General features: G+C 71.3%; 19 protein-coding genes. 13 read left to right on the forward strand and 6 right to left on the reverse strand.

The features are described from left to right. Positions 1–19: 19 nt before the first annotated feature. Positions 20–550, reverse strand: coding sequence for a PadR family transcriptional regulator (locus OHN19_RS31795; RefSeq protein WP_330267494.1), 531 nt, complete (start codon positions 548–550; stop codon positions 20–22). 92 nt (positions 551–642) lie between these two features. Between OHN19_RS31795 and OHN19_RS31800 the strand changes: the two genes are divergently transcribed. Next, complete coding sequence (locus OHN19_RS31800) at positions 643–1,950, forward strand: MATE family efflux transporter (protein ID WP_330267495.1); 1,308 nt, start codon at positions 643–645, stop codon at positions 1,948–1,950. Here OHN19_RS31800 and OHN19_RS31805 read toward each other — a convergent pair. After that, positions 1,908–3,239, reverse strand: coding sequence for a glycosyltransferase 87 family protein (locus tag OHN19_RS31805; protein ID WP_330267496.1), 1,332 nt, complete (start codon positions 3,237–3,239; stop codon positions 1,908–1,910). The two genes, OHN19_RS31800 and OHN19_RS31805, sit on opposite strands and share 43 nt — an antisense overlap. 120 nt (positions 3,240–3,359) lie before the next feature. Here OHN19_RS31805 and OHN19_RS31810 point away from each other — a divergent pair, with 120 nt between their 5' ends. Continuing rightward, a complete protein-coding gene (locus OHN19_RS31810) occupies positions 3,360–4,502 on the forward strand; it encodes a glycosyltransferase family 4 protein (RefSeq protein ID WP_330267497.1) in 1,143 nt (380 codons plus the stop codon). Positions 4,503–4,585: 83 nt separating this feature from the next. Continuing rightward, complete coding sequence (locus tag OHN19_RS31815; RefSeq protein ID WP_330269758.1) at positions 4,586–6,166, forward strand: GMC oxidoreductase; 1,581 nt, start codon at positions 4,586–4,588, stop codon at positions 6,164–6,166. Positions 6,167–6,185: 19 nt separating this feature from the next. Here OHN19_RS31815 and OHN19_RS31820 read toward each other — a convergent pair whose 3' ends face one another. Next, positions 6,186–7,982 carry an AMP-dependent synthetase/ligase gene (locus tag OHN19_RS31820; protein ID WP_330267498.1) on the reverse strand — a complete coding sequence of 599 codons (1,797 nt, stop codon included), beginning with the start codon at positions 7,980–7,982 and terminating at the stop codon, positions 6,186–6,188. Between the two features lie 335 nt (positions 7,983–8,317). Here OHN19_RS31820 and OHN19_RS31825 point away from each other — a divergent pair, with 335 nt between their 5' ends. The 6 genes from OHN19_RS31825 (at position 8,318) to OHN19_RS31850 (ending at position 13,246) form a co-directional block, all read left to right on the forward strand. Beyond that, entirely contained in the window at positions 8,318–9,073 is a 756-nt protein-coding gene (locus OHN19_RS31825) for a metallophosphoesterase family protein (RefSeq protein ID WP_330269759.1), read from the forward strand. 91 nt (positions 9,074–9,164) lie between these two features. Beyond that, complete coding sequence (locus OHN19_RS31830; RefSeq protein ID WP_330267499.1) at positions 9,165–9,605, forward strand: SRPBCC family protein; 441 nt, start codon at positions 9,165–9,167, stop codon at positions 9,603–9,605. Between the two features lie 115 nt (positions 9,606–9,720). Then, entirely contained in the window at positions 9,721–10,878 is a 1,158-nt protein-coding gene (locus OHN19_RS31835) for an ArsA family ATPase (protein ID WP_330267500.1), read from the forward strand. 57 nt (positions 10,879–10,935) lie between these two features. Continuing rightward, the gene (locus tag OHN19_RS31840) at positions 10,936–11,409 is read left to right on the forward strand and encodes a DUF5304 family protein (protein WP_330267501.1); all 474 of its coding nucleotides are present in this window, start codon (positions 10,936–10,938) and stop codon (positions 11,407–11,409) included. Positions 11,410–11,476: 67 nt separating this feature from the next. Beyond that, positions 11,477–12,430, forward strand: a complete 954-nt coding sequence (locus OHN19_RS31845) for an ROK family glucokinase (protein WP_007381458.1) — start codon at positions 11,477–11,479, stop codon at positions 12,428–12,430. Positions 12,431–12,538: 108 nt separating this feature from the next. Further along, a complete protein-coding gene (locus tag OHN19_RS31850) occupies positions 12,539–13,246 on the forward strand; it encodes an endonuclease/exonuclease/phosphatase family protein (protein WP_330267502.1) in 708 nt (235 codons plus the stop codon). On the opposite strand, the gene OHN19_RS31855 is transcribed toward OHN19_RS31850, so the two are convergent. Continuing rightward, positions 13,243–13,857 carry a hypothetical protein gene (locus OHN19_RS31855; RefSeq protein WP_330267503.1) on the reverse strand — a complete coding sequence of 205 codons (615 nt, stop codon included), beginning with the start codon at positions 13,855–13,857 and terminating at the stop codon, positions 13,243–13,245. The two genes, OHN19_RS31850 and OHN19_RS31855, sit on opposite strands and share 4 nt — an antisense overlap. Continuing rightward, complete coding sequence (locus tag OHN19_RS31860; protein WP_330267504.1) at positions 13,850–14,629, reverse strand: alpha/beta hydrolase; 780 nt, start codon at positions 14,627–14,629, stop codon at positions 13,850–13,852. The genes OHN19_RS31855 and OHN19_RS31860 overlap by 8 nt, the downstream gene beginning before the upstream one ends. A 144-nt stretch (positions 14,630–14,773) precedes the next feature. Here OHN19_RS31860 and OHN19_RS31865 point away from each other — a divergent pair, with 144 nt between their 5' ends. Genes OHN19_RS31865 through OHN19_RS31880 form a run of 4 tightly spaced genes read left to right on the forward strand, consistent with a single transcriptional unit; the run spans position 14,774 to position 18,550 of the window. Next, positions 14,774–15,532 (forward strand): lysophospholipid acyltransferase family protein, encoded by a 759-nt coding sequence (locus tag OHN19_RS31865; RefSeq protein WP_330267505.1) that lies wholly within the window; start codon positions 14,774–14,776, stop codon positions 15,530–15,532. Between the two features lie 47 nt (positions 15,533–15,579). Then, positions 15,580–16,797 carry a MacS family sensor histidine kinase gene (gene macS / locus OHN19_RS31870; RefSeq protein ID WP_330267506.1) on the forward strand — a complete coding sequence of 406 codons (1,218 nt, stop codon included), beginning with the start codon at positions 15,580–15,582 and terminating at the stop codon, positions 16,795–16,797. Next, positions 16,794–17,468 carry a response regulator transcription factor gene (locus tag OHN19_RS31875; protein ID WP_330267507.1) on the forward strand — a complete coding sequence of 225 codons (675 nt, stop codon included), beginning with the start codon at positions 16,794–16,796 and terminating at the stop codon, positions 17,466–17,468. The genes macS and OHN19_RS31875 overlap by 4 nt, the downstream gene beginning before the upstream one ends. A 53-nt stretch (positions 17,469–17,521) precedes the next feature. After that, positions 17,522–18,550, forward strand: coding sequence for a 6-phosphofructokinase (locus OHN19_RS31880; protein ID WP_330267508.1), 1,029 nt, complete (start codon positions 17,522–17,524; stop codon positions 18,548–18,550). A gap of 3 nt (positions 18,551–18,553) precedes the next feature. On the opposite strand, the gene OHN19_RS31885 is transcribed toward OHN19_RS31880, so the two are convergent. Beyond that, entirely contained in the window at positions 18,554–20,410 is a 1,857-nt protein-coding gene (locus OHN19_RS31885) for an anthranilate synthase family protein (RefSeq protein WP_330267509.1), read from the reverse strand. Between the last annotated feature and the right edge of the window lie 15 nt (positions 20,411–20,425).

A 20,425-nucleotide genomic window follows, 5' to 3' on the forward strand; every position in this document is an offset into this window, starting at 1 on the left:
GGTCGGCAGGGCCACTCGGTCAACCCGGTTGCTCCAGCCGCTCGATGGCCTCCCCGAGCCAGGCCCGCTCCGCCTGCCCCGTCGCCCGGGCCACCCGCAGCATGCCCTGCCGGAACAGGTCGCCGGTCTCCTCCACGCCCACGGGTTCGCCCGCGTCGTAGAAGAAGCTCGTCGGTTCCTCGAGGAACTCCAGCCGTCGCCGCAGCACGGCCGCCTGTTCGCGTGGGTCCGGCAGGTGGCGCAGGAAGGCGAGGACGGTGTTGAAGCGGACCTGGTCGGTGATCTCGACCTGCTTCGGGTGCCGCAGCCGCTCCAGGAGATCCTCGCGGCCGAGATCGGTGAGGGACAGCGTGCGGCGCGGGGCCGCGCTGGTGCCCGGTTCGGCGCGCTCGTCGAGCTTGCCGGCCCCGACGAGGCGCGTGATCGCCGGATACAGCGCCCCGTCGCTGACCGGGCGGACATGGCCGGTCAGCGCCTTGATGCGCTCCTTGAGCTCGTAGCCGTGCAGGGGTTCCTCGGCGAGGAAGCCGAGGATCGACAGCTCCAGCACTGGGGTTCCTCCTTGCGGGGTCGACGACCGCCATGCTACCTCTTATCGAGCTACCTCTATTCGAGGTAGCTCGTATCGAGGGGGATCCGTCAGTGAACAGTCACCGCAGACAGCTCGTCGCGCTCGCCCACCCCGTCTACTTCGGCCTGCTGGCCTCCGTCGCGGCCGGGATCATCAACACGGTGTGGGTCTCCCGGCTCGGCGGCCCCGCCGTCGCCGCCGTGGCCGTGGCGACCAACACCGAGAACGTGCTGCTCGGCGTCGCTCTCGTCTTCGGTTCCGGTACGACCGTACTGGTGGCGCACGCCCGGGGCGCCCGGGACCCCGGCGAGGTACGGGCGGCCGTGCGGGGCGGCGTGGCGCTGTGGGCGCTGGTCACCCCCGTGGTCGCCGTGGGCGGCTTCCTGCTGCGCGAGCCGCTGGCCCGGCTGGCCCTCGACGACGGCCCGGCGGTGTCCCTCGCCACCGCCTACTTCGCGCTCTCGATGCCCGGCGTCACCGTCTTCTTCGCCCAGCAACTCGTCGACGGCATCCTCAAGGGCACCGGCGACACCCGCACACCCATGCGCCTCGCCTTCCTGGCCAACGGGCTGATCCTGGTGTGCGATCCGTTCCTGATCCAGGCGTACGGCGTTCCGGGCGCCGCCGCCTCGACCGTGCTGTGCCGGGGCGTGGCGCTGGCGGTGGGGCTGCTCGCCCTGCGCCGGAACACCCTGCTGCGGTCCTGTGCCGGGCACGGGGTCGCGCTGCGCCGCGTGCTGGCCACCGGGCTCCCGATGGCCGCCGACTTCACCGTGCGCCAGGGCGGCGCCCTCGTCCTCGTCGCGATCGTGGCACGGCTCGGCGTCACGGCGGTGGCCGCCTACTCCATCGCCTACAAGGTCATGTACGTGGCGACGATGGCGTTCTACGCCGTCCGGCAGGCCGCCTCGATCCACACCGCGCGGCTGCGGGGTGCCGGGCGGGACGCGCGGCGGGCGGTCGGACGGGAGGCGGTGGTCGTGTCGGGGGCTGTCGGGCTCGGGGCCGCCGTCCTGTTTCTGGTGACCGCGCCCTGGATCATGGCCGCCTTCGGCGCGGGGCCCGAGGTGGCCCACGCCGGCGTGCTGTTCCTGCGCTGTGTCGGGCCCTATCTCGTGCTGATGGCCTGCTGCATCGCGCTCGGCGGGGTCTTCGAGGGCAGTGGGGGAGCGCCGGTGCTGCTGCGCGTGACGGTGTTCGGCACGGCGGTACAGCTGGCGCTGGCGTACGGATGCGCGGGGCTCGGGCTGCCCGGGGTGGGGCTCGCGCTCGCGTTGGGCATGGCGGTGCAGTCCGGGGTCGTGGTGGTTCTGGTCCGGCGGGCGGGTGCCGGGGCTCAGGAGGAGGCGGGGGCCTCCTGGGCGGGGGTCTCGCTCTGATCCGGCGCCTCGCTCTGGTCCGGTGCCCCGGCCTGGTCCGGTGCCTCGGTCTGGTCCGGTGCCCCGGCCTGGTCCGGTGCCACGGTCTGGTCCGGCGTCTCCGCCGGGAGGGGCCGTTCCGGGACCGTCTCGCGCCACAGCTCGCGCATGCCGATGACCGTGGCGAGGACCAGCAGGCCGTTGCGGACCACCAGGAGGGCGATGCCGCGCGGGGTGCTGGCCACCACGTCCGCGAACCAGATCGGGAACTCCAGGACCGTCACGAAGCACGCCGCCAGCACCAGGACCGCGGTCAGGCCCATCCGGCTCGCGCGGAAGCACAGACAGGCCGCCGCGAGGCCCACCAGCCACACCATGTACTGCGGGCTGATCACCCGGCTGGTCGTGGTGAACATCAGTACCGCCACCAGCGCCGCGTCGGCCGCCGTGTGCGCCCGGAACCGGGTGGCCGTCAGCCGCCACAGCAGCAGCATCCCGAAGGCCATCCCGGTCAGCGCGAGGGCGGCCGTGCTGACCATGGTCACCCAGGGGCCGAGGAACTCCACCGAGCCGTAGTTGAGCAGCACCGAGCCGTCCCAGCCGTGGTGCCGGGCGATGTGGAAGACCAGGGAGCCCAGCGACTCCACCTCGGTGCCGCGCTCCCGCTGGAAGGTCAGGAAGGCGAAGGCCCCCGGCATCGCGAGGGAGAACACGCCGGCCACCACGGCGGCCGTCACCGCCGCCGCGGCCCAGACGCTCCGCCTGCGGATCCCGACCAGGACCAGCGCGGGCCACACCTTCAGCATGGCCCCGAAGCCGATCAGGGCCCCCGCCACCTTCGGATGCCGGGCCGCCGCGAGCACGGCCGCGACCGCCACCGCGGTCACCATCACGTCGTAGCGGGAGTAGACGGTCGGTCCGAGCAGAGGTACGCCCGCCACCCAGACCCAGGCCCCGCGCAGCCGCCGCCCGGGACGCAGGCCCGCGTACAGCAGCAGGGCGAGCACGGCCAGGTCGGCGGCGAACGCGACGAGGAAGAAGGCCTGGGTGTACTCCAGGAACGGCAGCAGCGCGGGGGAGAGGATCGCGAGGGCCGCGGCCGGCGGGTACTGCCAGGTCACGTCGTCCTGCGGGAACGTTCCGGTGCGCAGGACCTCGTACCAGCCCTGGTAGATGACCGACACGTCACTGGTGACGTCCGGGCCCGGGAAGACGTACACCCTGTAGACCCAGAGCAGCAGCAACAGCCTGGTCACGCCCCAGGTCAGCAGCAGTCCGGTCAGGGACCGCCGCCAGGCCGTCGTCTCCACGTGATCCCCTGCCGTTCTCTTTCGGTCTTGAGGGGAACATGATGTCCCGCTCTCCTGTGAGGGTGCCATAAACGCGGCCGAGCCCGGCTGTGAGCAGCCGGTTCGGTAGGGTCGGCCGCGATGCACAAGACCCTGATCGTGACGAACGACTTCCCGCCCCGTCCCGGTGGCATCCAGGCGTTCCTGCACAACATGGCGCTGCGGCTCGACCCCGAGCGGCTGGTCGTCTACGCCTCCACCTGGAAGCGCGGCCGGGAGGGCGCCGAGGCGACCGCGGCCTTCGACGCCGAGCAGCCCTTCACCGTCGTACGGGACTCCACGACCATGCTGCTGCCGACGCCCGGGGCGACCCGGAAGGCCGTCGGGCTGCTGCGGGAGCACGGCTGTACGTCGGTGTGGTTCGGGGCGGCCGCGCCGCTCGGGCTGATGGCTCCGGCGCTCAGGAGGGCCGGCGCGCGGCGGCTGGTGGCGACGACCCACGGACACGAGGCGGGGTGGGCCCAACTGCCCGCCGCACGGCAGCTGTTGGGGCGCATCGGGGAGTCGACGGACACGATCACCTACCTCGGTGAGTACACGCGGTCGCGGATCGCCGGCGCGCTGTCCCCGGCGGCGGCCGGTCGGATGGTGCAGCTGCCGCCGGGGGTCGACGAGAAGACCTTCCATCCCGGGTCGGGCGGGGACGCCGTACGGGCCCGGCTGGGGCTGACGGACCGGCCCGTGGTCGTGTGCGTCTCGCGGCTGGTGCCGCGCAAGGGGCAGGACACCCTCATCCTCGCCATGCCGCGCGTCCTGGCCGCGGAGCCCGACGCCGTGCTGCTGATCGTCGGCGGCGGGCCGTACGAGAAGGAGCTGCGGAAGCTCGCCCGGGAGACCGGGGTCGCCGACGCCGTGCGCTTCACCGGGGCCGTGCCCTGGGCCGAGCTGCCCGCGCACTACGGCGCCGGGGACGTCTTCGCGATGCCGTGCCGGACCCGGCGGGGCGGGCTGGACGTCGAGGGGCTCGGGATCGTCTACCTGGAGGCCTCGGCCACCGGGCTCCCGGTGGTCGCGGGCGACTCCGGGGGCGCCCCGGACGCGGTGCTCGACGGGGAGACCGGCTGGGTCGTGCGGGGCGGGTCCGTCGAGGAGGCCGCCGAACGGATCACCGTCCTCCTCGGTGACGCGGAACTGCGGAGGCGCATGGGGGAGCGGGGACGGGAGTGGGTCGAGGAGAAGTGGCGGTGGGATTTGTTGGCGGAAAAGTTGAAGACCCTGCTATAGCCGGAGGCGGATAATCCGCCGATGCTGCGGCCATGACAGGAAAACTGATACAGCGTCAGCTGACTAGACGTCAGATCCTTGGTATGGCCGCCCTCCAGACGGCGGCCACTCTCGGCTTCACCCGCGTCGGGCTCCAGTCGGCCCGCGCGGACGAGCCCGCCGCGGTCGAGTCCGCACCCGCCATCGTCGTCGGCTCCGGCTACGGCGCCTCGGTAGCCGCCCTGCGTCTCGGCCAGGCCGGCATCCGCACCCTCGTCCTGGAGATGGGCCGGCTCTGGAACACCACCGGTCCCGACGGCAAGGTCTTCTGCAACACCGCCAACCCCGACCAGCGCTCCATGTGGTTCCGCACCCGCACCGAGGCGCCGCTGGCCACCTTCCTGTGGCTGGACGTCGTCAACAAGGACATCACCCCCTACCCGGGCGTCCTGGACCGCGTCCGCTTCTCCAACATGTCCGTCTTCGTGGGCCGCGGGGTCGGCGGCGGCTCCCTGGTCAACGGCTCCATGGCGGTCACCCCGCTCCAGTCCTACTTCGCCGAGCAGTTCCCGACCGTCGACACCGCCGAGATGTACGCCACGTACTTCCCGCGCGCCCGCGCCATGCTCGGCGTCAACACCATCGACCCGGCCTGGTTCGAGTCGACCGAGTGGTACCGGTTCAGCCGGGTCTCCCGGAAGCACGCCCAGAACACCGGGCTGAAGACCACCTTCGTGCCCAGCGTCTACGACTTCGGCTACATGCAGCGCGAGGCCGCCGGCACCGCCACCAAGTCCGCCCTCGGCCAGGAGGTCATCTACGGCAACAACTTCGGCAAGAAGAGCCTCGACAAGACCTATCTGGCGTCCGCGCTCGGCACCGGCCACGTCACCATCCACACCCTGGAGAAGGTCACCGGCATCAGCCGGGCGAGCGACGGCAGTTGGGTGCTGACCGCCGACCGCATCGACTACACAGGCGCGGTCGTCGAGACCAAGCAGTACTCCTGCACCTACCTGTTCCTCGGCGGCGGCAGCCTCGGCACCAGTGAACTCCTGCTGCGGTCACGGCAGTCGGGGACGCTCCCGGCGCTGGACGCGAGCGTCGGGGCGGGCTGGGGACCCAACGGCAACACGATGCTCGGGAGGGCCAACCACCTGTGGGACACCGTCGGCGCCAACCAGTCGACCATGCCGGTCATGGGCATCGACGACTGGGCCAACACCGACAACCCCGTCTTCGCCGAGATCGCTCCTTTACCCACGGGACTGGAGCACTGGGTGAGCCTGTACCTGGCGATCACCAAGAACCCGCAGCGCGCCAGATTCTCGTACGGCAGCGGGGGGCTGGGCCTCGACTGGACCGCCGCGCAGAGCGCCGTCTCCTCCGGCATGGCCAAGAAGCTCTTCGACCGGATCAACTCCGCCAACTCGACCATCTACCGGTACGACCTCTTCGGCTCCCCGAGCCGGGTCTTCGCCGACGACTTCACCTACCACCCGCTGGGTGGCTGCGTGTTGGGCAAGGCCACCGACAACTACGGCAGGGTGAAGGGGTATTCGCGGCTGTACGTCACCGACGGCTCGCTGATCCCCGGCAACATCGGGGTGAACCCGTTCGTCACCATCACCGCGCTCGCCGAACGGACGATGGCGCGGGTCCTCGTGGAGGACACCGCGCCATGACGCTCCGTCAGGAGGCGTCCTACTTCGCGTAGATCGCCTCGATCTCGGACGCGAAGTCCTTCGCCACCACATTGCGCTTGAGCTTCAGGGACGGCGTGAGGTGGCCCGTCTCCTCCGTGAACTGGGAGGACAGAATGCGGAACTTCCGCACCGATTCCGCCTTCGACACCGCGGCGTTGCCGTCGTCGACCGCGGCCTGGATCGCCGCGTTCAGGTCCGCGTCCCCGGCCAGCGACGCCGCGGTGGAACCCGCCGGCTTGCCGTGCTCCTCGGCCCAACGGCCCAGGAACTCCTCGTCGATGGTGACCAGCGCGCCCACGAAAGGACGCCCGTCGCCGACGACCATGCACTCCGCGACCAGCGCGTGCGCCCGGATCCGGTCCTCGATCACGGCAGGGGCGACGTTCTTGCCGCCCGCGGTGACGATGATCTCCTTCTTGCGGCCGGTGATCCTCAGGTAGCCGTCCTCGTCGAGGGTGCCGATGTCACCGGTGTGGAACCAGCCGTCCTTCAGCGCCTCGGCCGTGGCGGCCTCGTTGTTCCAGTAGCCCTTGAACAGATGCTCGCCGTGCAGCAGCACCTCGCCGTCGTCCGCGATCCGGATCACCGAGCCCGGCAGCGGCTGCCCGACCGTACCGATCTTCGTGCGGTCCCACGGGTTGAAGGCGGTCGCCGCACAGGACTCGGTCAGGCCGTAGCCCTCCAGGACCGTGAAGCCGATACCGCGGAAGAAGTGGCCCAGGCGCTCGCCGAGCGGGGCGCCGCCGGAGATGGCGTACTCGCCCTTGCCGCCGAGGACCGCGCGGAGCTTGCTGTATACCAGCTTGTCGAAGGTCTTGTACTTGATCTTCAGGCCGAGCGACGGGCCCGACGGGGTGTCCAGGGCCTTGCTGTACGCGATCGCGGTGTCGGCGGCCTTGTCGAAGATCTTGCCCTTGCCGTCCGCCTGCGCCTTGGCGCGCGCCGAGTTGTAGACCTTCTCGAAGACCCGCGGGACGCCGAGGATCAGCGTCGGCCGGAAGGACGCCAGTTCGTCGGTGAGCTGCTTGATGTCCGGGACCATGCCCAGCTTGATCGGCGCCATCATCGGCGCGATCTGCACCAGCCGGCCGAAGACGTGCGCGAGCGGCAGGAACAGCAGCACCGAGCACTCGCCGGTGCGGAACAGCGGGCGCAGCCGCTCCACGATGTTGCCGCACTCCGCGAAGAAGCTGCGGTGGGTGAGCACACAGCCCTTGGGGCGGCCGGTGGTGCCGGAGGTGTAGACGATGGTCGCCGGGTCGTCGGCCTTGGCCAGCGAGCTGCGCTCGTCCACGGCCGCGTCGCTGATGTCCTTGCCCGCGCGGCCCAGTTCCTCGACCCCGCCGCCCTCGATCTGCCACACGTGCTTGAGCGCGGGCAGCTGCTCGCGCACCGACTCGACGGCCGCGCTGTGGGCGTCCAGCTCCACGACACAGGCGGTCGCGCCGGAGTCGCTGAGGATCCACTGGATCTGCTCCGGCGAGCTGGTCTCGTACACCGGCACGGTGACCGCGCCCGCGCTCCAGATCGCGAAGTCGAGCAGCGTCCACTCGTAGCGGGTACGGGACATCAGGCCGACCCGGTCGCCCGGCTGGACGCCGGAGGCGATGAGTCCCTTGGCGGCCGCGTGCACCTCGGCGAGGAACGCCGTGGCGGTCACGTCCTGCCACTGACCGCCCACCTTGCGGGCGATGACGGCGACGTCGGGATGCTGCGCGGCGTTTCTACGGACGATGTCGGTGAGATTGCCGTCCGCAGGGACCTCGTACAAAGCCGGAAGGCTGAACTCGCGCAAGACTGCTGCTCCTCATAGGGCGCCGGCGCCACGACGTTGTGTGATGCGACGGTCGGTCCAAGGCTCGGGCAGGTGCTCAGGATTTCAGTAATTGAATGCTGAGCACGACTGGACTGCCCGGACGTTACCCGCCGGTATGGCTTCTTCGACAGGGGGTCCCGACGAGATGTTCGCTGCGTCACACGGATTGGGGTTCTCGGCGCACAGTAGTCCACCTGCTTACTGACTGGCCAGTAACCGCAGGCCCGGCCGCCACTGTTCACGTATGCCGCACAGGCCTACTCTTGATCGTCATGGCACCCACACCGGCCGGAAACCGGAAGCAGCGCGTTCACGTGGTCAGCGACGTACACGGCAACGCCCGTGACCTGGCCAGAGCCGGCGAGGGCGCCGACGCCCTGATCTGTCTGGGTGACCTTGTCCTCTTCCTCGACTACGCCGACCACTCGCGCGGCATCTTCCCCGACCTGTTCGGGGTGGAGAACGCCGACCGCATCGTGGAACTGCGCACCGCCCGCCGCTTCGAGGAGGCGCGGGAACTCGGCGCCCGGCTGTGGGGCGGGATCGGCGCCGACCGGGGCTCGGTGATCGAGAAGGCCGTACGCAAGCAGTACGCCGAGATGTTCGCGGCCTTCCCGACGCCGACGTACGCGACGTACGGCAATGTCGATATGCCGTCCCTCTGGCCGGAGTACGCCGGACCCGGTACGACTGTGCTCGACGGGGAGCGGGTGGAGATCGGCGGCTGGACGTTCGGCTTCGTCGGCGGCGGCCTCCGGACCCCCATGCGGACGCCGTACGAGATCAGCGACGAGGAGTACGCGGCGAAGATCGAGGCGGTCGGTGAGGTCGACGTGCTGTGCACGCACATCCCGCCGGAGGTGCCGGAGCTGGTGTACGACACGGTGGCGCGGCGGTTCGAGCGGGGCAGCCGGGCGCTGCTGGACGCGATCCACCGGACCCGGCCCCGGTACTCCCTGTTCGGTCACGTGCACCAGCCCCTGGTCCGTCGGATGCGGATCGGGGCGACGGAGTGCGTGAACGTGGGGCACTTCGCGGGGAGCGGGAAGCCGTGGGCGCTGGAATGGTGAGTCCGTCCGCGCGGTAGCCTTCACGCTGCACAGACGTGCGTACGCGTGCGTCACCCTTCCTCACCGGACCGTATCTGGAGGAGCCACGGCGATGGCGGAACACACCAGTTCGAGCATCACGATCGACGCTGCGCCGGCCGACGTCATGGCCGTGATCGCCGACTTCGCCCGCTACCCGGACTGGACGGGTGAGGTGAAGCAGGCGGAGGTGCTGTCGACCGACGCGTCCGGCCGCGCCGAGCAGGTCCGGCTGGTCATGGACGCGGGCGCGATCAAGGACGACCAGGTGCTCGGCTACACCTGGACCGGTGAGAACGAGGTCTCCTGGACGCTGGTGAAGTCCCAGATGCTGCGGCAGCTGGACGGGTCGTACGTGCTCAAGCCGGCCGGAGCGGGTTCGACCGAGGTCACCTACCTGCTGACGGTCGACGTCAAGATCCCGATGCTGGGGATGATCAAGCGCAAGGCGGAGAAGGTCATCATCGACCGGGCGCTGGCGGGACTCAAGAAGCGGGTGGAGTCGGGGCAGTAGGGGTCGTGTTTCGGGTGCGGGTGCGCTGTGGCTGGTCGCGCAGTTCCCCGCGCCCCTGGGTGGGTACAGCTGGACATGCTCTGACTGCACTGGCTGTCCGTTACGGTTCACCCCTATGCGCACCATCCTGATCACCGGCCCCGGCGGCAGCGGTCGTACCACCGTCGCCGCCGCCACCGCGCTCACCGCCGCCCGCGCGGGAACCCGCACCCTCGTGTTCAGTGCCGACCGCACCGACACCCTCGGCGCGATCCTCGGTACGCCGACCGGCGCGACCCCCGCCCAGGTCTCCGAGAACCTCACTGCCTGGCGTCCCGACGCCACCGCCGGTTTCCGGGACGACCTCGCCGCGTTCCAGGACCGTGCCTCCAACGTCCTCGACCTGCTCGGCGCCTCCCGGCTGGACCCCGAGGAGGTCACCCCCCTCCCCGGCGCCGAGGAACTCACCCTCCTGCGGGCCCTGCGCGACGCGGCGCTCTCCGAGCGGCACGAGCTGCTCGTCGTGGATCTGCCCCCCACCCCGCAGGCGCTCGCCCTTCTCTCCCTTCCCGAGGAACTGCGCCGCTACCTGCGCCGACTGCTCCCGGCCGAGCGCCAGGCCGCCGCCGGTCTGCGGCCCGTCCTCGGCCGGCTCGCCGGTGTCCCCATGCCCTCGGAGTGGCTGTACGAGACCGCCGCCCGCTGGGACACCGAACTCGGCGCCGTCGAGGCCGTCCTCGCCGACCGGCACCGCGTCGTACGGCTGGTCGCCGAGCCCGGCCCCGCCGGCACCGACGCCGTACGGTCCGCGAGCCTCGCCCTCGCCCTGCGCGGCCTGCGCCCCGACACCCTGGTCGCCAACCGGGCCGTACCCGAGGAATGGCACCCCGGCCTGGTCGCCCAGCAGCGCAAGGCCCTGGAGGAGTGGCAGGAGTCGTACGACGTCCATGTCGTCCCGCACCTCGGCCACGACCCGCGCGGCACCGACGACCTCGAAGCCCTCGCCGTCCCCGGCGTCAACGCGACGCCCTCCACCGTCGAGTGGCCCGTCGTCGACCAGCTCGCCGAGGACGGCGTCCTGGTGTGGCACATCCCGCTGCCCGGCGCCATACGCGAGGAACTGGACCTGATCCGGCGCGGCGACGAACTCGTCGTCACCGCGGGGCAGTTCCGCCGGATCGTCCCGCTGCCCTCCGCCCTGCGCCGCTGCACCGTCGCGGGCGCCGCCCTGCGCGAGGGCGAGCTGCGGATCCGGTTCGCGCCGGACCCGGATCTGTGGCCCCGCACCCCGTGAACCACGTACGCCCATTCGGGTAACGTCGTAGGGACGAACCGTAGTCAGGAGTCCGTCATGAGCGAAGAGCTCCCCCCGTCCGACGCCGGGGAACACGAGGCGAACGACGAGGTACGGGCGACCGACGCCGACGCGTGGGCGACGGCGGCCGCTGAGGACCTCGCGGCGGAGAAGGCCCGCCGTCGCGCCCAGTACGGCCCGCCCCCGGGCTCGGCCGCCGAGGAACTGCGCAAGCTCGTCGACAACGTCGCGGAGAAGCTGTCCGGCATTCAGTCCCCCCTCCTCGGCGGCATCGCCGGACCCGCCGCCCAGCAGGTGGTCCGGCAGGTCGTCCAGCAGGCCAAGGCCGCGGTCGAGCCGGTCATAGAGCGCAACCCGGACGTCTTCGACCACCTCGCGGCCGCGGGCGGGGAACTCCTCGCCGCGTACCGCTCCGCGGTCCAGGCGCAGGAACAGCGCTGGAGCCGGCGCGACGACACCCTGCGCGACAAGGGCGAGGACCCCGGCCCCGAGCGCATCGACTTGGACTGAAACCCTCTGACGGCAGGGCCTCGGGTACGGTTGACCGTAGCGGGGCTCGACCGAAACTGAGGGATTCATGGGACTCACCATCGGCGTCGACATCGGCGGCACGAAGATCGCGGCCGGCGTGGTCGATGAGGAAGGCAACATTCTCTCGACCCACAAGGTGCCGACTCCGGGCACGGCCGAGGGCATCGTGGACGCCATCGCCTCGGCGGTGGAGGGTGCCCGTGCCGGGCACGACATCGTGGGCGTGGGCATCGGTGCGGCCGGATACGTCAACCGCCAGCGCTCGGAGGTCTACTTCGCGCCCAACATCCACTGGCGCAACGAGCCGTTGAAGGAGAAGGTCGAGACCCGTGTCGGCCTTCCGGTCGTCGTGGAGAACGACGCCAACGCGGCCGCGTGGGGCGAGTACAAGTTCGGCGCGGGCAAGGGCCACCGCAACGTCATCTGCATCACCCTCGGCACCGGCCTCGGCGGCGGCATCATCATCGGCAACAAGCTGCGCCGCGGCCACTTCGGCGTGGCCGCCGAGTTCGGCCACATCCGCATGGTCCCGGACGGCCTGCTGTGCGGCTGTGGCTCGCAGGGCTGCTGGGAGCAGTACGCCTCCGGCCGGGCGCTGGTGAGGTACGCCAAGCAGCGCGCCAACGCCACCCCGGAGAACGCCGAGATCCTCCTCGGTCTCGGCGACGGCAGCCCCGACGGCATCGAGGGCAAGCACATCTCCATGGCCGCCCGGCAGGGCGACCCGGTCGCCGTCGACTCCTACCGCGAGCTGGCCCGCTGGGCCGGCGCGGGCCTCGCCGACCTGGCCTCCCTCTTCGACCCGTCCGCCTTCATCGTCGGCGGCGGCCTCTCCGACGAGGGCGAACTGGTCCTGGACCCGATCCGCAAGTCCTACAAGCGCTGGCTGGTGGGCGGCAACTGGCGCCCGGTGGCCGACGTCATCGCCGCCCAACTGGGCAACAAGGCGGGCCTGGTGGGCGCGGCGGACCTGGCGAGAGAGCCGGACCCGATCATGTAACGGTGACTGTGCTCTTTCAGGGGCGCGGGGAACTGCGCGACCAGCCACAGACGACCGGCAGTCGCGCACGATCCCCCGCCCCTCTCTCGCGGGCGTAGATTGATCCACATGGTTCCGGTCAAAGTCCTGAGCTACAACATCCGCTCGATGCGCGACGACACCGACGCCCTAGCCCGCGTCATCCGCGCCTGTGAACCCGATCTCGTCCTCATCCAAGAGGCCCCCCTCTTCTTCCGCTGGCGCAAGAAACTCGCGAGGCTGGCGTCGGCCACCGGGCTGGTCGTGCTCACCGGCGGCGGCACCGCCGCGGGACCGGCCATCCTCTGCCACCTGCGGGCGACGGTCGAACGCACGGAAGACGTCCTGCTCCCCCTCACTTCGGGGCTGCACCGAAGGGGCTTCGCCACAGCCGTCGTACGGATCGGCGGCGCCCGCCTCGGCGTACTGAGCTGTCACCTCTCGCTCCAGAAGGACGAGCGCTACGACCAGGCGGGCGCCCTCCTCGACCGCCTCGCCGGCATGGGCGTGGACCACGCGGTCGTCGGCGGCGACCTCAACGACCGCCCCACCGGCGCCGCCTTCACCAGGATCGCCGCCAACCTCCAGGACTGCTGGGCGACCAACCCGCGCGGCGGCGAGCACACCTGGACCCACAGCGAGCCCCCTCAGCGCATCGACGCGATCTTCGCCACCAAGGGCATCGAGGTGCTCGGCTGCGGAGTCCCCACGGACCTCCCCGGGGTCACCGGGACGGACCTGAGGGCGGCCACCGACCATCTCCCGGTCCTGGCCACCCTCAACGTCCCCACGAACTAGACGACCGCGCCCCGCCCGGGATCGCCGTCGTCCTCGTCGTCCGTCCGCATCCGGGCCACCAGCGTGACGAAGCCGCCCAGGAAGCCGCCGATCCCGACCGTGGCCAGCCACCAGGTCATCTCCCAGCCGAGCAGCACCGCCACCAGCAGCAGGAGCGGCCCGCCCAGCACACCCAGCCACGCGAACTTCGCGGTGGTGTCGGCGGCGGGCAGCGGCGGCGGCTCCGGCGGGACGAAGTGGCCCTCGTCGTCCTCCTCGAAGTCGTCCTCGGAGGGCTCGGGGGCGCTGTAGTCGCGCGGTCCGACGCCGGGCGCGAAGGCGACGGAACCGCCCAGCGGCTTCGCCGGCTTCTCGTCCTTCTTCGGAGTGTCCTGCTTCGGGGTGTCCTTCTTCGGCTGGGTCTCCGTGGTCGCCGGCTCGTCATTGGTCTCGGTCTCCAGCAGCGCGAGATCCTCGACCGACTTGAACGGCTTGGTGCCCGGCGGGTCCTTCGGCTCCTCGCCGTACCCGGCCACGATGGCCGCCCACGCGGCCTCCTCGTCGAACGGGACGCCCTGCTCCTCCGGCTCGTGGCCCTCGCGGTCTTCGCGGTCGGAGTCGTGCTCAGCCACGTGCGGCCGTCCCTTCACTGCCGATGCCGGTGGTGTGCCGGCCGATGAACGCGAGGCTCTCGTCGAAAATCCGCTCCGCGTCATGGTCCAACGTCGCCACGTGGTAGCTCTGTTCCAGCACGATCTCCGTCACGTCCACGGACGACACCCGGCTCAGCACGCGCGCGGTGTCGGCCGCCGGCACCACGTGGTCCTGGGCGCTGCGCAGCACCAGCAGCGGCTGGGTGACCTGCGGCAGCTCGCCGTCGACCTGCCGGAAGAAGGTCCGCAGCGAGTGCGCCGCGTGCAGCGGCACCTTGTCGTACCCCAGCTCGACGCTGCCCTCCTTCTTGATGTCGCTGGCGATCCCGGGCGCGGTGCGCACGAAGTGCCGGGCCACCGGAAGGGCGTACGGCGCGAGGCCGTGCATCCGGTTCGCCGGGTTGACGACCACGACTCCGCTCACCGCGTCCCCGTGACGGGCGGCGAGCCTGAGGGCCAGGGTGCCGCCCATGGACAGCCCGGCCACGAAGACGGAGGTGCAGCGCTCGCTCAGGGCGCGCAGCTCGCGGTCCACCTCGGCGTACCAGTCCTGCCAGCCGGTGAGCGCCATGTCCTGCCAGCGGGTGCCGTGCCCGGGCAGCAGGGGCAGGGAGACCGTCAGGCCGTGGTCGGCGAGGTGCTGGGCCCAGGGACGCAGCGACTGGGGGGAACCGGTGAAGCCGTGGCAGAGAAGGACACCGGCCTCCCCGCCCTCATGGCGGAACGGCTCGGCTCCGGGGAGGACCGGCACCTAGGTCTCCTGTTCATGAAAGAAGCGTGAGCAAGTCCAGGTGTGGTTCACCGTACGCGACCGCACTGACACCGACCAGGGCCGTCGGTCTGTTTGACAGCGCTCCGGGTTAAGGTCTGAGCGACGGACACAGGAGGCACTCGGTTGTTGTACGGCACGATGAAGGTCGCCATCGGCGGGCCGCTGAAGGTCGCCTTCAGGCCCTGGGTGGAAGGCCTGGAGAACATTCCCGCCGAGGGTGCCGCCATCCTGGCGAGCAACCACCTCTCCTTCTCCGACTCCTTCTTCCTGCCGGCGGTCCTCGACCGCAAGGTCACCTTCATCGCCAAGGCCGAGTACTTCACCACGCCCGGCGTGAAGGGCCGCCTCACGGCCGCCTTCTTCAAGGGCGTCGGCCAGCTCCCGGTGGACCGCTCCGGCGCGCGCGGCGCCGGTGAGGCGGCGATCAGGAGCGGCCTCGAGGTGCTGGAGCGCGGCGAGCTGTTCGGCATCTATCCCGAGGGCACCCGCTCGCCCGACGGGCGCCTGTACCGCGGCAAGCCCGGCGGCCTCGCGCGCGTGGCGCTCGCCAGCGGCGCCCCGGTCATTCCCGTCGCCATGATCGACACCGAGAAGATCCAGCCGCCCGGCAAGGTCATGCCCAAGCTGATGCGCCCGGGCATCCGGATCGGCGAGCCCCTGGACTTCAGCCGCTACCAGGGCATGGAGCACGACCGCTTCGTGCTCCGCGCGGTGACCGACGAGGTCATGTACGAGATCATGAAGCTCTCCGGCCAGGAGTACGTCGACATCTACGCGACGGCCGCCAAGCGGCAGATCTCGGAAGCGGCCAAGGCGGAGAAGGCCGCCAAGGCTGCTGCCGCGAAGGCCGAGGGCGCCGAGAAGGACAAGCCCGACAGCTGAGCGTCCTAGGATCCTGGGACACGGCAGTCCGGCCGGGGGTGGGGGAGATGGCCAAACAGGTACGCGTCATGCGCATGTCCGTAGAGCAGCCGCTGTGGCGTGCCCTGACCGGATACCGCGTGCTCACCATGCTGTACGCGGTCGGGCTCTTCGCCACCCAGTACGACGACTTCGACCGGCCCGGCATCGCCATCGCCTACTACGTCGTCCTGTGCGTGTGGACGCTCGCCACGCTGCCCCGCGTCCAGAACGCGGCCGCGTGCACCAAGGGCTTCCTCGCCGTCGACCTGGCCATCGCGCTCACCGGCATCCTCCTGACCCCGCTGGTCGTCGACCAGCACCACATCGACAGCGGCGGACCCACCCTGCCGTCGATATGGACCGCCGGTTCCGTCCTCGCCTTCGCGATCAAGGGCGGCTGGCGCTGGGCCGCGCTCGCCTCCACGCCGGTCGCCGCCGCCAACCTGATCGAGCGCGGCCACCCGGCCCGCGACACCGTCCACAACGTGATCCTCGTCTGGGTCGCCTCCATCGCCATCGGCTACGTCGTCGAGGTCGCCCGCGCCTCCGAGCGCACCCTCGCTCGCGCCCTGGAGATCGAGGCGGCGACCCGGGAGCGGGAGCGGCTGGCCCGGGACATCCACGACAGCGTCCTCCAGGTGCTCGCCATGGTGCAGCGCCGGGGCGCGGTCCTGGGCGGCGAGGCGGCCGAGCTGGGCCGGCTGGCCGGTGAGCAGGAGGTGGCGCTGCGCACCCTGGTCTCCGGCGGCCTGACGTCCGTGTCCCGGGTGTCGTCGGACGCGGCCCAAGGGGCGGTCGTACACGTCGTGGAGGACGCGTCGGACGACGACGGCCCGCTCGACCTGCGCGCGCTGCTCGCGCCCTACGCCTCGGCGAAGGTCTCCCTGGTCGAGCCCGGCGCCCCGGTCCCGCTGCCCCCGCCCGCCGCCCGCGAGCTGGCCGCGGCCGTCGGCGCCGCCCTGGACAACGTCAAGCAGCACGCCGGCGAGCACGCGCGCGCGTGGATCCTCGTCGAGGACGAGCCCGACGAGGTGATCGTGACCGTGCGGGACGACGGGCCCGGCATCCCCGAGGGCCGGCTCGCCCAGGCCGAGGGCGAGGGGCGGCTCGGGGTGGCCCAGTCGATCCGGGGCCGGCTGCGCGACCTCGGCGGCAGCGCCGAGCTGATCTCGCCTCCCGGGCAGGGCACGGAGGTCGAGCTGAAAGTACCGAAGGTCTCACGGGGGAAGGCAGGACAGCGATGAACGACAAGGACCCGATCAAGGTGATGGTGGTCGACGACCACCCCATGTGGCGCGACGCGGTCGCCCGCGACCTGGCCGAGTCCGGCTTCGACGTGGTCGCCACCGCGGGCGACGGCGACCAGGCCGTACGCCGGGCCAAGGCCGCGGGACCCGACGTCCTGGTCCTCGACCTGAACCTGCCGGTGAAGCCCGGCGTCCAGGTCTGCAAGGAACTCGTCGGCCACAACCCGGCCCTGCGCGTCCTGGTCCTCTCCGCGAGCGGCGAGCACGCCGACGTCCTGGAGGCCGTGAAGTCCGGCGCGACCGGCTATCTGCTGAAGTCGGCGTCGACCGAGGAACTCCTCGACGCGGTCCGCCGCACGGCCGTCGGCGACCCCGTCTTCACGCCCGGCCTCGCCGGCCTGGTCCTCGGCGAGTACCGCCGCCTGGCCACCGACCCCGCGCCCACCGGCGACCCCGACCAGCCGAGGGCCCCGCAGCTCACCGAGCGCGAGACCGAGGTGCTGCGCCTGGTCGCCAAGGGCCTGAGCTACAAGCAGATCGCCGAGCGCCTGGTGATCTCCCACCGCACGGTCCAGAACCACGTCCAGAACACGCTCGGGAAGCTGCAACTCCACAACAGGGTCGAGCTCGTCCGATACGCCATCGAACGAGGCCTCGACGACGAGTGAGACGCGCGTCACACTGACCCTTCGTCAGGCACCTGCGGCGAAGGGAACTGTCCATGCGCGTCGGAGTACTGACCGGAGGCGGCGACTGCCCCGGCCTCAACGCCGTCATCCGGGCCATCGTCCGCAAGGGCGTACAGGAGTACGGCTATGACTTCACCGGCTTCCGGGACGGCTGGCGGGGTCCACTGGAGGACGCCGCCGTCCCCCTCGACATCCCGGCCGTCCGCGGCATCCTGCCCCGCGGCGGCACCATCCTCGGCTCCTCCCGCACCAACCCGCTGAAGCAGGAGGACGGCATCCGCCGGATCCAGGAGAACCTCGCCGCGCGGGAGATCGAGGCGCTCATCGCGATCGGCGGCGAGGACACCCTGGGCGTGGCGGCGGAGCTGTCCGACCGGCACGGCGTGCCCTGTGTGGGCGTACCGAAGACCATCGACAACGACCTCTCCGCCACCGACTACACCTTCGGCTTCGACACCGCGGTCGGCATCGCCACCGAGGCCATCGACCGCCTCCACACCACCGCCGAGTCCCATATGCGGGTCCTGGTCTGCGAGGTGATGGGCCGCCACGCGGGCTGGATCGCCCTGCACTCCGGGCTCGCGGGCGGCGCCAACGTCATCCTCATCCCCGAGCAGCGCTTCGACATCGAGCAGGTGTGCGCCTGGATCACCTCGCGCTTCAGGGCGTCGTACGCCCCGATCGTGGTCGTCGCCGAGGGCGCCATGCCGAAGGACGGCGACATGGTCCTCAAGGACCAGTCGCTCGACTCCTTCGGCCACGTGCGCCTGTCCGGGGTCGGCGAATGGCTGGCCAAGCAGATCGAGAAACGCACCGGCAAGGAGGCCCGCACCACCGTGCTCGGGCACATCCAGCGCGGCGGCACACCGAGCGCCTTCGACCGCTGGCTCGCCACCCGCTTCGGCCTGCACGCCATCGACGCGGTCCGCGACGGCGACTTCGGCAAGATGGTCGCCCTGCGCGGCACCGACATCGTCCGCGTCCCCATCGGGGAGGCCACGGCACAGCTCAAGACGGTCGATCCCAAGCTGTACGCAGAGGTGGGGGTGTTCTTCGGCTGACCCCTAGACGGCTGTGCGGCGCAGCCGCCCCACCAACTCCCGTACGACGGCGGCGCCGTTCAGCGTCAGGACCGACTCCGGGTGGAACTGGACGCCCGCGAAGCCGGGACCGCGCAACGCGTGCACCTCTCCGTTGCCGGCCCGGCTCACCTCGATGCCGTGCGCCGCCAGCTCCTCGGCGGTCTCGTCGTCGCAGCGCGCCACGAAGCTGTTGTAGAAGCCGACGGTCTCCGGCCGCCCGAACAGGTCGACCGTCGTCTGCGCGCCCTGGTACGGCACCTCCTTGCGGACGATCTCCAACCCCAGCTCGGCCGCGAGCAGCTCGTGGCCCAGGCAGACGCCGAGCACACCGTGCCGGTGGGTGCGGATGACCTCGGCGGTCAGGGCCCGCAGGAACACCATCTTGGGGTCGTCGAGGTCGGACGGGTCGCCGGGGCCGGGACCGAGGACGACGGGCCCGTCGTGGCCGAGCACAGCGTCCCGGAGCCCCTCCTCGTCGTAGCGCCGGACGGTGACGTCCAGCCCGCTCGACCGCAGCACATGCGCGAGCATCGCGGTGAACGTGTCCTCCCCGTCGACGACCAGGGCGTTTCCGGTGAGTTCCCTGGCGGGTTCCTGCATCCGCAGCCAGAACGGCGCGAGGTGAGCGCGGCGCCCGTCGAGAGCGGCACGCACGCGTGGGTCCTCGGCGAGACTCACGCGCGCGTGCTCCCCACGCGGCCGGGACGGCCGTACGCCGAGAGCCGCCAGCACCCCCGCCGCCTTCGCGTGGGTCTCCGCGACCTCGCTCACCGGGTCCGAGCCGCGCACCAGGGTCGCGCCGACCGGGACCCGCAGCCGGCCGTCGGCGGCGATGTCCGCGGTGCGGATGAGGATGGGGGAGTCGAGGGTCTGGGCGCCGCCGGAGTCCCGGCCGAGCAGGGCCAGCGCGCCGGCGTAGTAGCCGCGGCCGCCGACCTCGTGCCGCTCGATGACCCGGCAGGCGTTCTGCACGGGCGAGCCGGTGACGGTCGCCGCGAACATGGTCTCCCTGAGCACCTCGCGGACGTCCAGCGAGGACTTGCCGCGCAACTCGTACTCGGTGTGCGCGAGGTGGGCCATCTCCTTCAGCCGGGGTCCGATCACGACCCCGCCCATGTCGCCGACCGTGCACATCATCTTGAGTTCCTCGTCGACGACCATCGACAGCTCCTCGATCTCCTTGCCGTCGGCGAGGAAGTCGAGCAGGTGCTCGGGGGTGGGGCCCTCGGCGGGATAGCGGTACGTCCCGCTGATCGGGTTCATGACGACGGTCCCGCCGGACATCCGGACGTGCACCTCGGGGCTCGCGCCGACGAGCGTGCGGTCGCCGGTGTGGACGACGAAGGTCCAGTACGCGCCCCGCTCGCCCTCCAGGAGCCGCCGGAACAGGGCGAGGGCGTCGGCGCGGGAGAATCCCGGGATCTCGCCCTCGTAGGTCCGCCGGATCACGAAGTTGGCGCCCTCCCCGCGCCCGATCTCCTCGCGCAGGACCCGGCCGACGATCTCCGCATAGGTGTCGTCGGCGACGTCGAAGCCGCCGTTGTCGACCCGGACGTCGTGGGACGGGAGCTGTGCGAGCGCCTCGGCGAGCGGGAGTTCGTGCCTCTCCTCGGGGAGCAGCACCGCGAGCGGGGTGCCGTCGTCCCGTACGTCGAACCCGCGCTCGCGGATCTGCCGGAAGGGGACGAGCGCCAGGCCCTCGTCGGGGAGGTCGGCGAGGCGGTCGTAGGTGCTGACGGGCCCGCGGAACACCTCGACGGTGTTCTCGTCACGGCCCGGTGTGCGGCGGCGCAGCAGGGCGAAGGGGCGGTCGTCGTGCAGGAGCTGGGTCAGGTCCATGGGTTCCTCTGCCGT

It is taken from the genome of Streptomyces griseorubiginosus (assembly GCF_036345115.1).
Taxonomy (GTDB): Bacteria; Actinomycetota; Actinomycetes; order Streptomycetales; family Streptomycetaceae; genus Streptomyces; species Streptomyces griseorubiginosus_C.

Coding starts and splice junctions, on each gene's coding strand:
- OHN19_RS31880 (WP_330267508.1), top strand. CDS start 17,522: ATGCGCGTCGGAGTACTGACCGGAGGCGGCGACTGCCCCGGCCTCAAC.
- OHN19_RS31840 (WP_330267501.1), top strand. CDS start 10,936: ATGAGCGAAGAGCTCCCCCCGTCCGACGCCGGGGAACACGAGGCGAAC.
- OHN19_RS31835 (WP_330267500.1), top strand. CDS start 9,721: ATGCGCACCATCCTGATCACCGGCCCCGGCGGCAGCGGTCGTACCACC.
- OHN19_RS31830 (WP_330267499.1), top strand. CDS start 9,165: ATGGCGGAACACACCAGTTCGAGCATCACGATCGACGCTGCGCCGGCC.
- macS (WP_330267506.1), top strand. CDS start 15,580: ATGGCCAAACAGGTACGCGTCATGCGCATGTCCGTAGAGCAGCCGCTG.
- OHN19_RS31885 (WP_330267509.1), bottom strand. CDS start 20,410: ATGGACCTGACCCAGCTCCTGCACGACGACCGCCCCTTCGCCCTGCTG.
- OHN19_RS31810 (WP_330267497.1), top strand. CDS start 3,360: ATGCACAAGACCCTGATCGTGACGAACGACTTCCCGCCCCGTCCCGGT.
- OHN19_RS31850 (WP_330267502.1), top strand. CDS start 12,539: ATGGTTCCGGTCAAAGTCCTGAGCTACAACATCCGCTCGATGCGCGAC.
- OHN19_RS31815 (WP_330269758.1), top strand. CDS start 4,586: ATGGCCGCCCTCCAGACGGCGGCCACTCTCGGCTTCACCCGCGTCGGG.
- OHN19_RS31845 (WP_007381458.1), top strand. CDS start 11,477: ATGGGACTCACCATCGGCGTCGACATCGGCGGCACGAAGATCGCGGCC.
- OHN19_RS31875 (WP_330267507.1), top strand. CDS start 16,794: ATGAACGACAAGGACCCGATCAAGGTGATGGTGGTCGACGACCACCCC.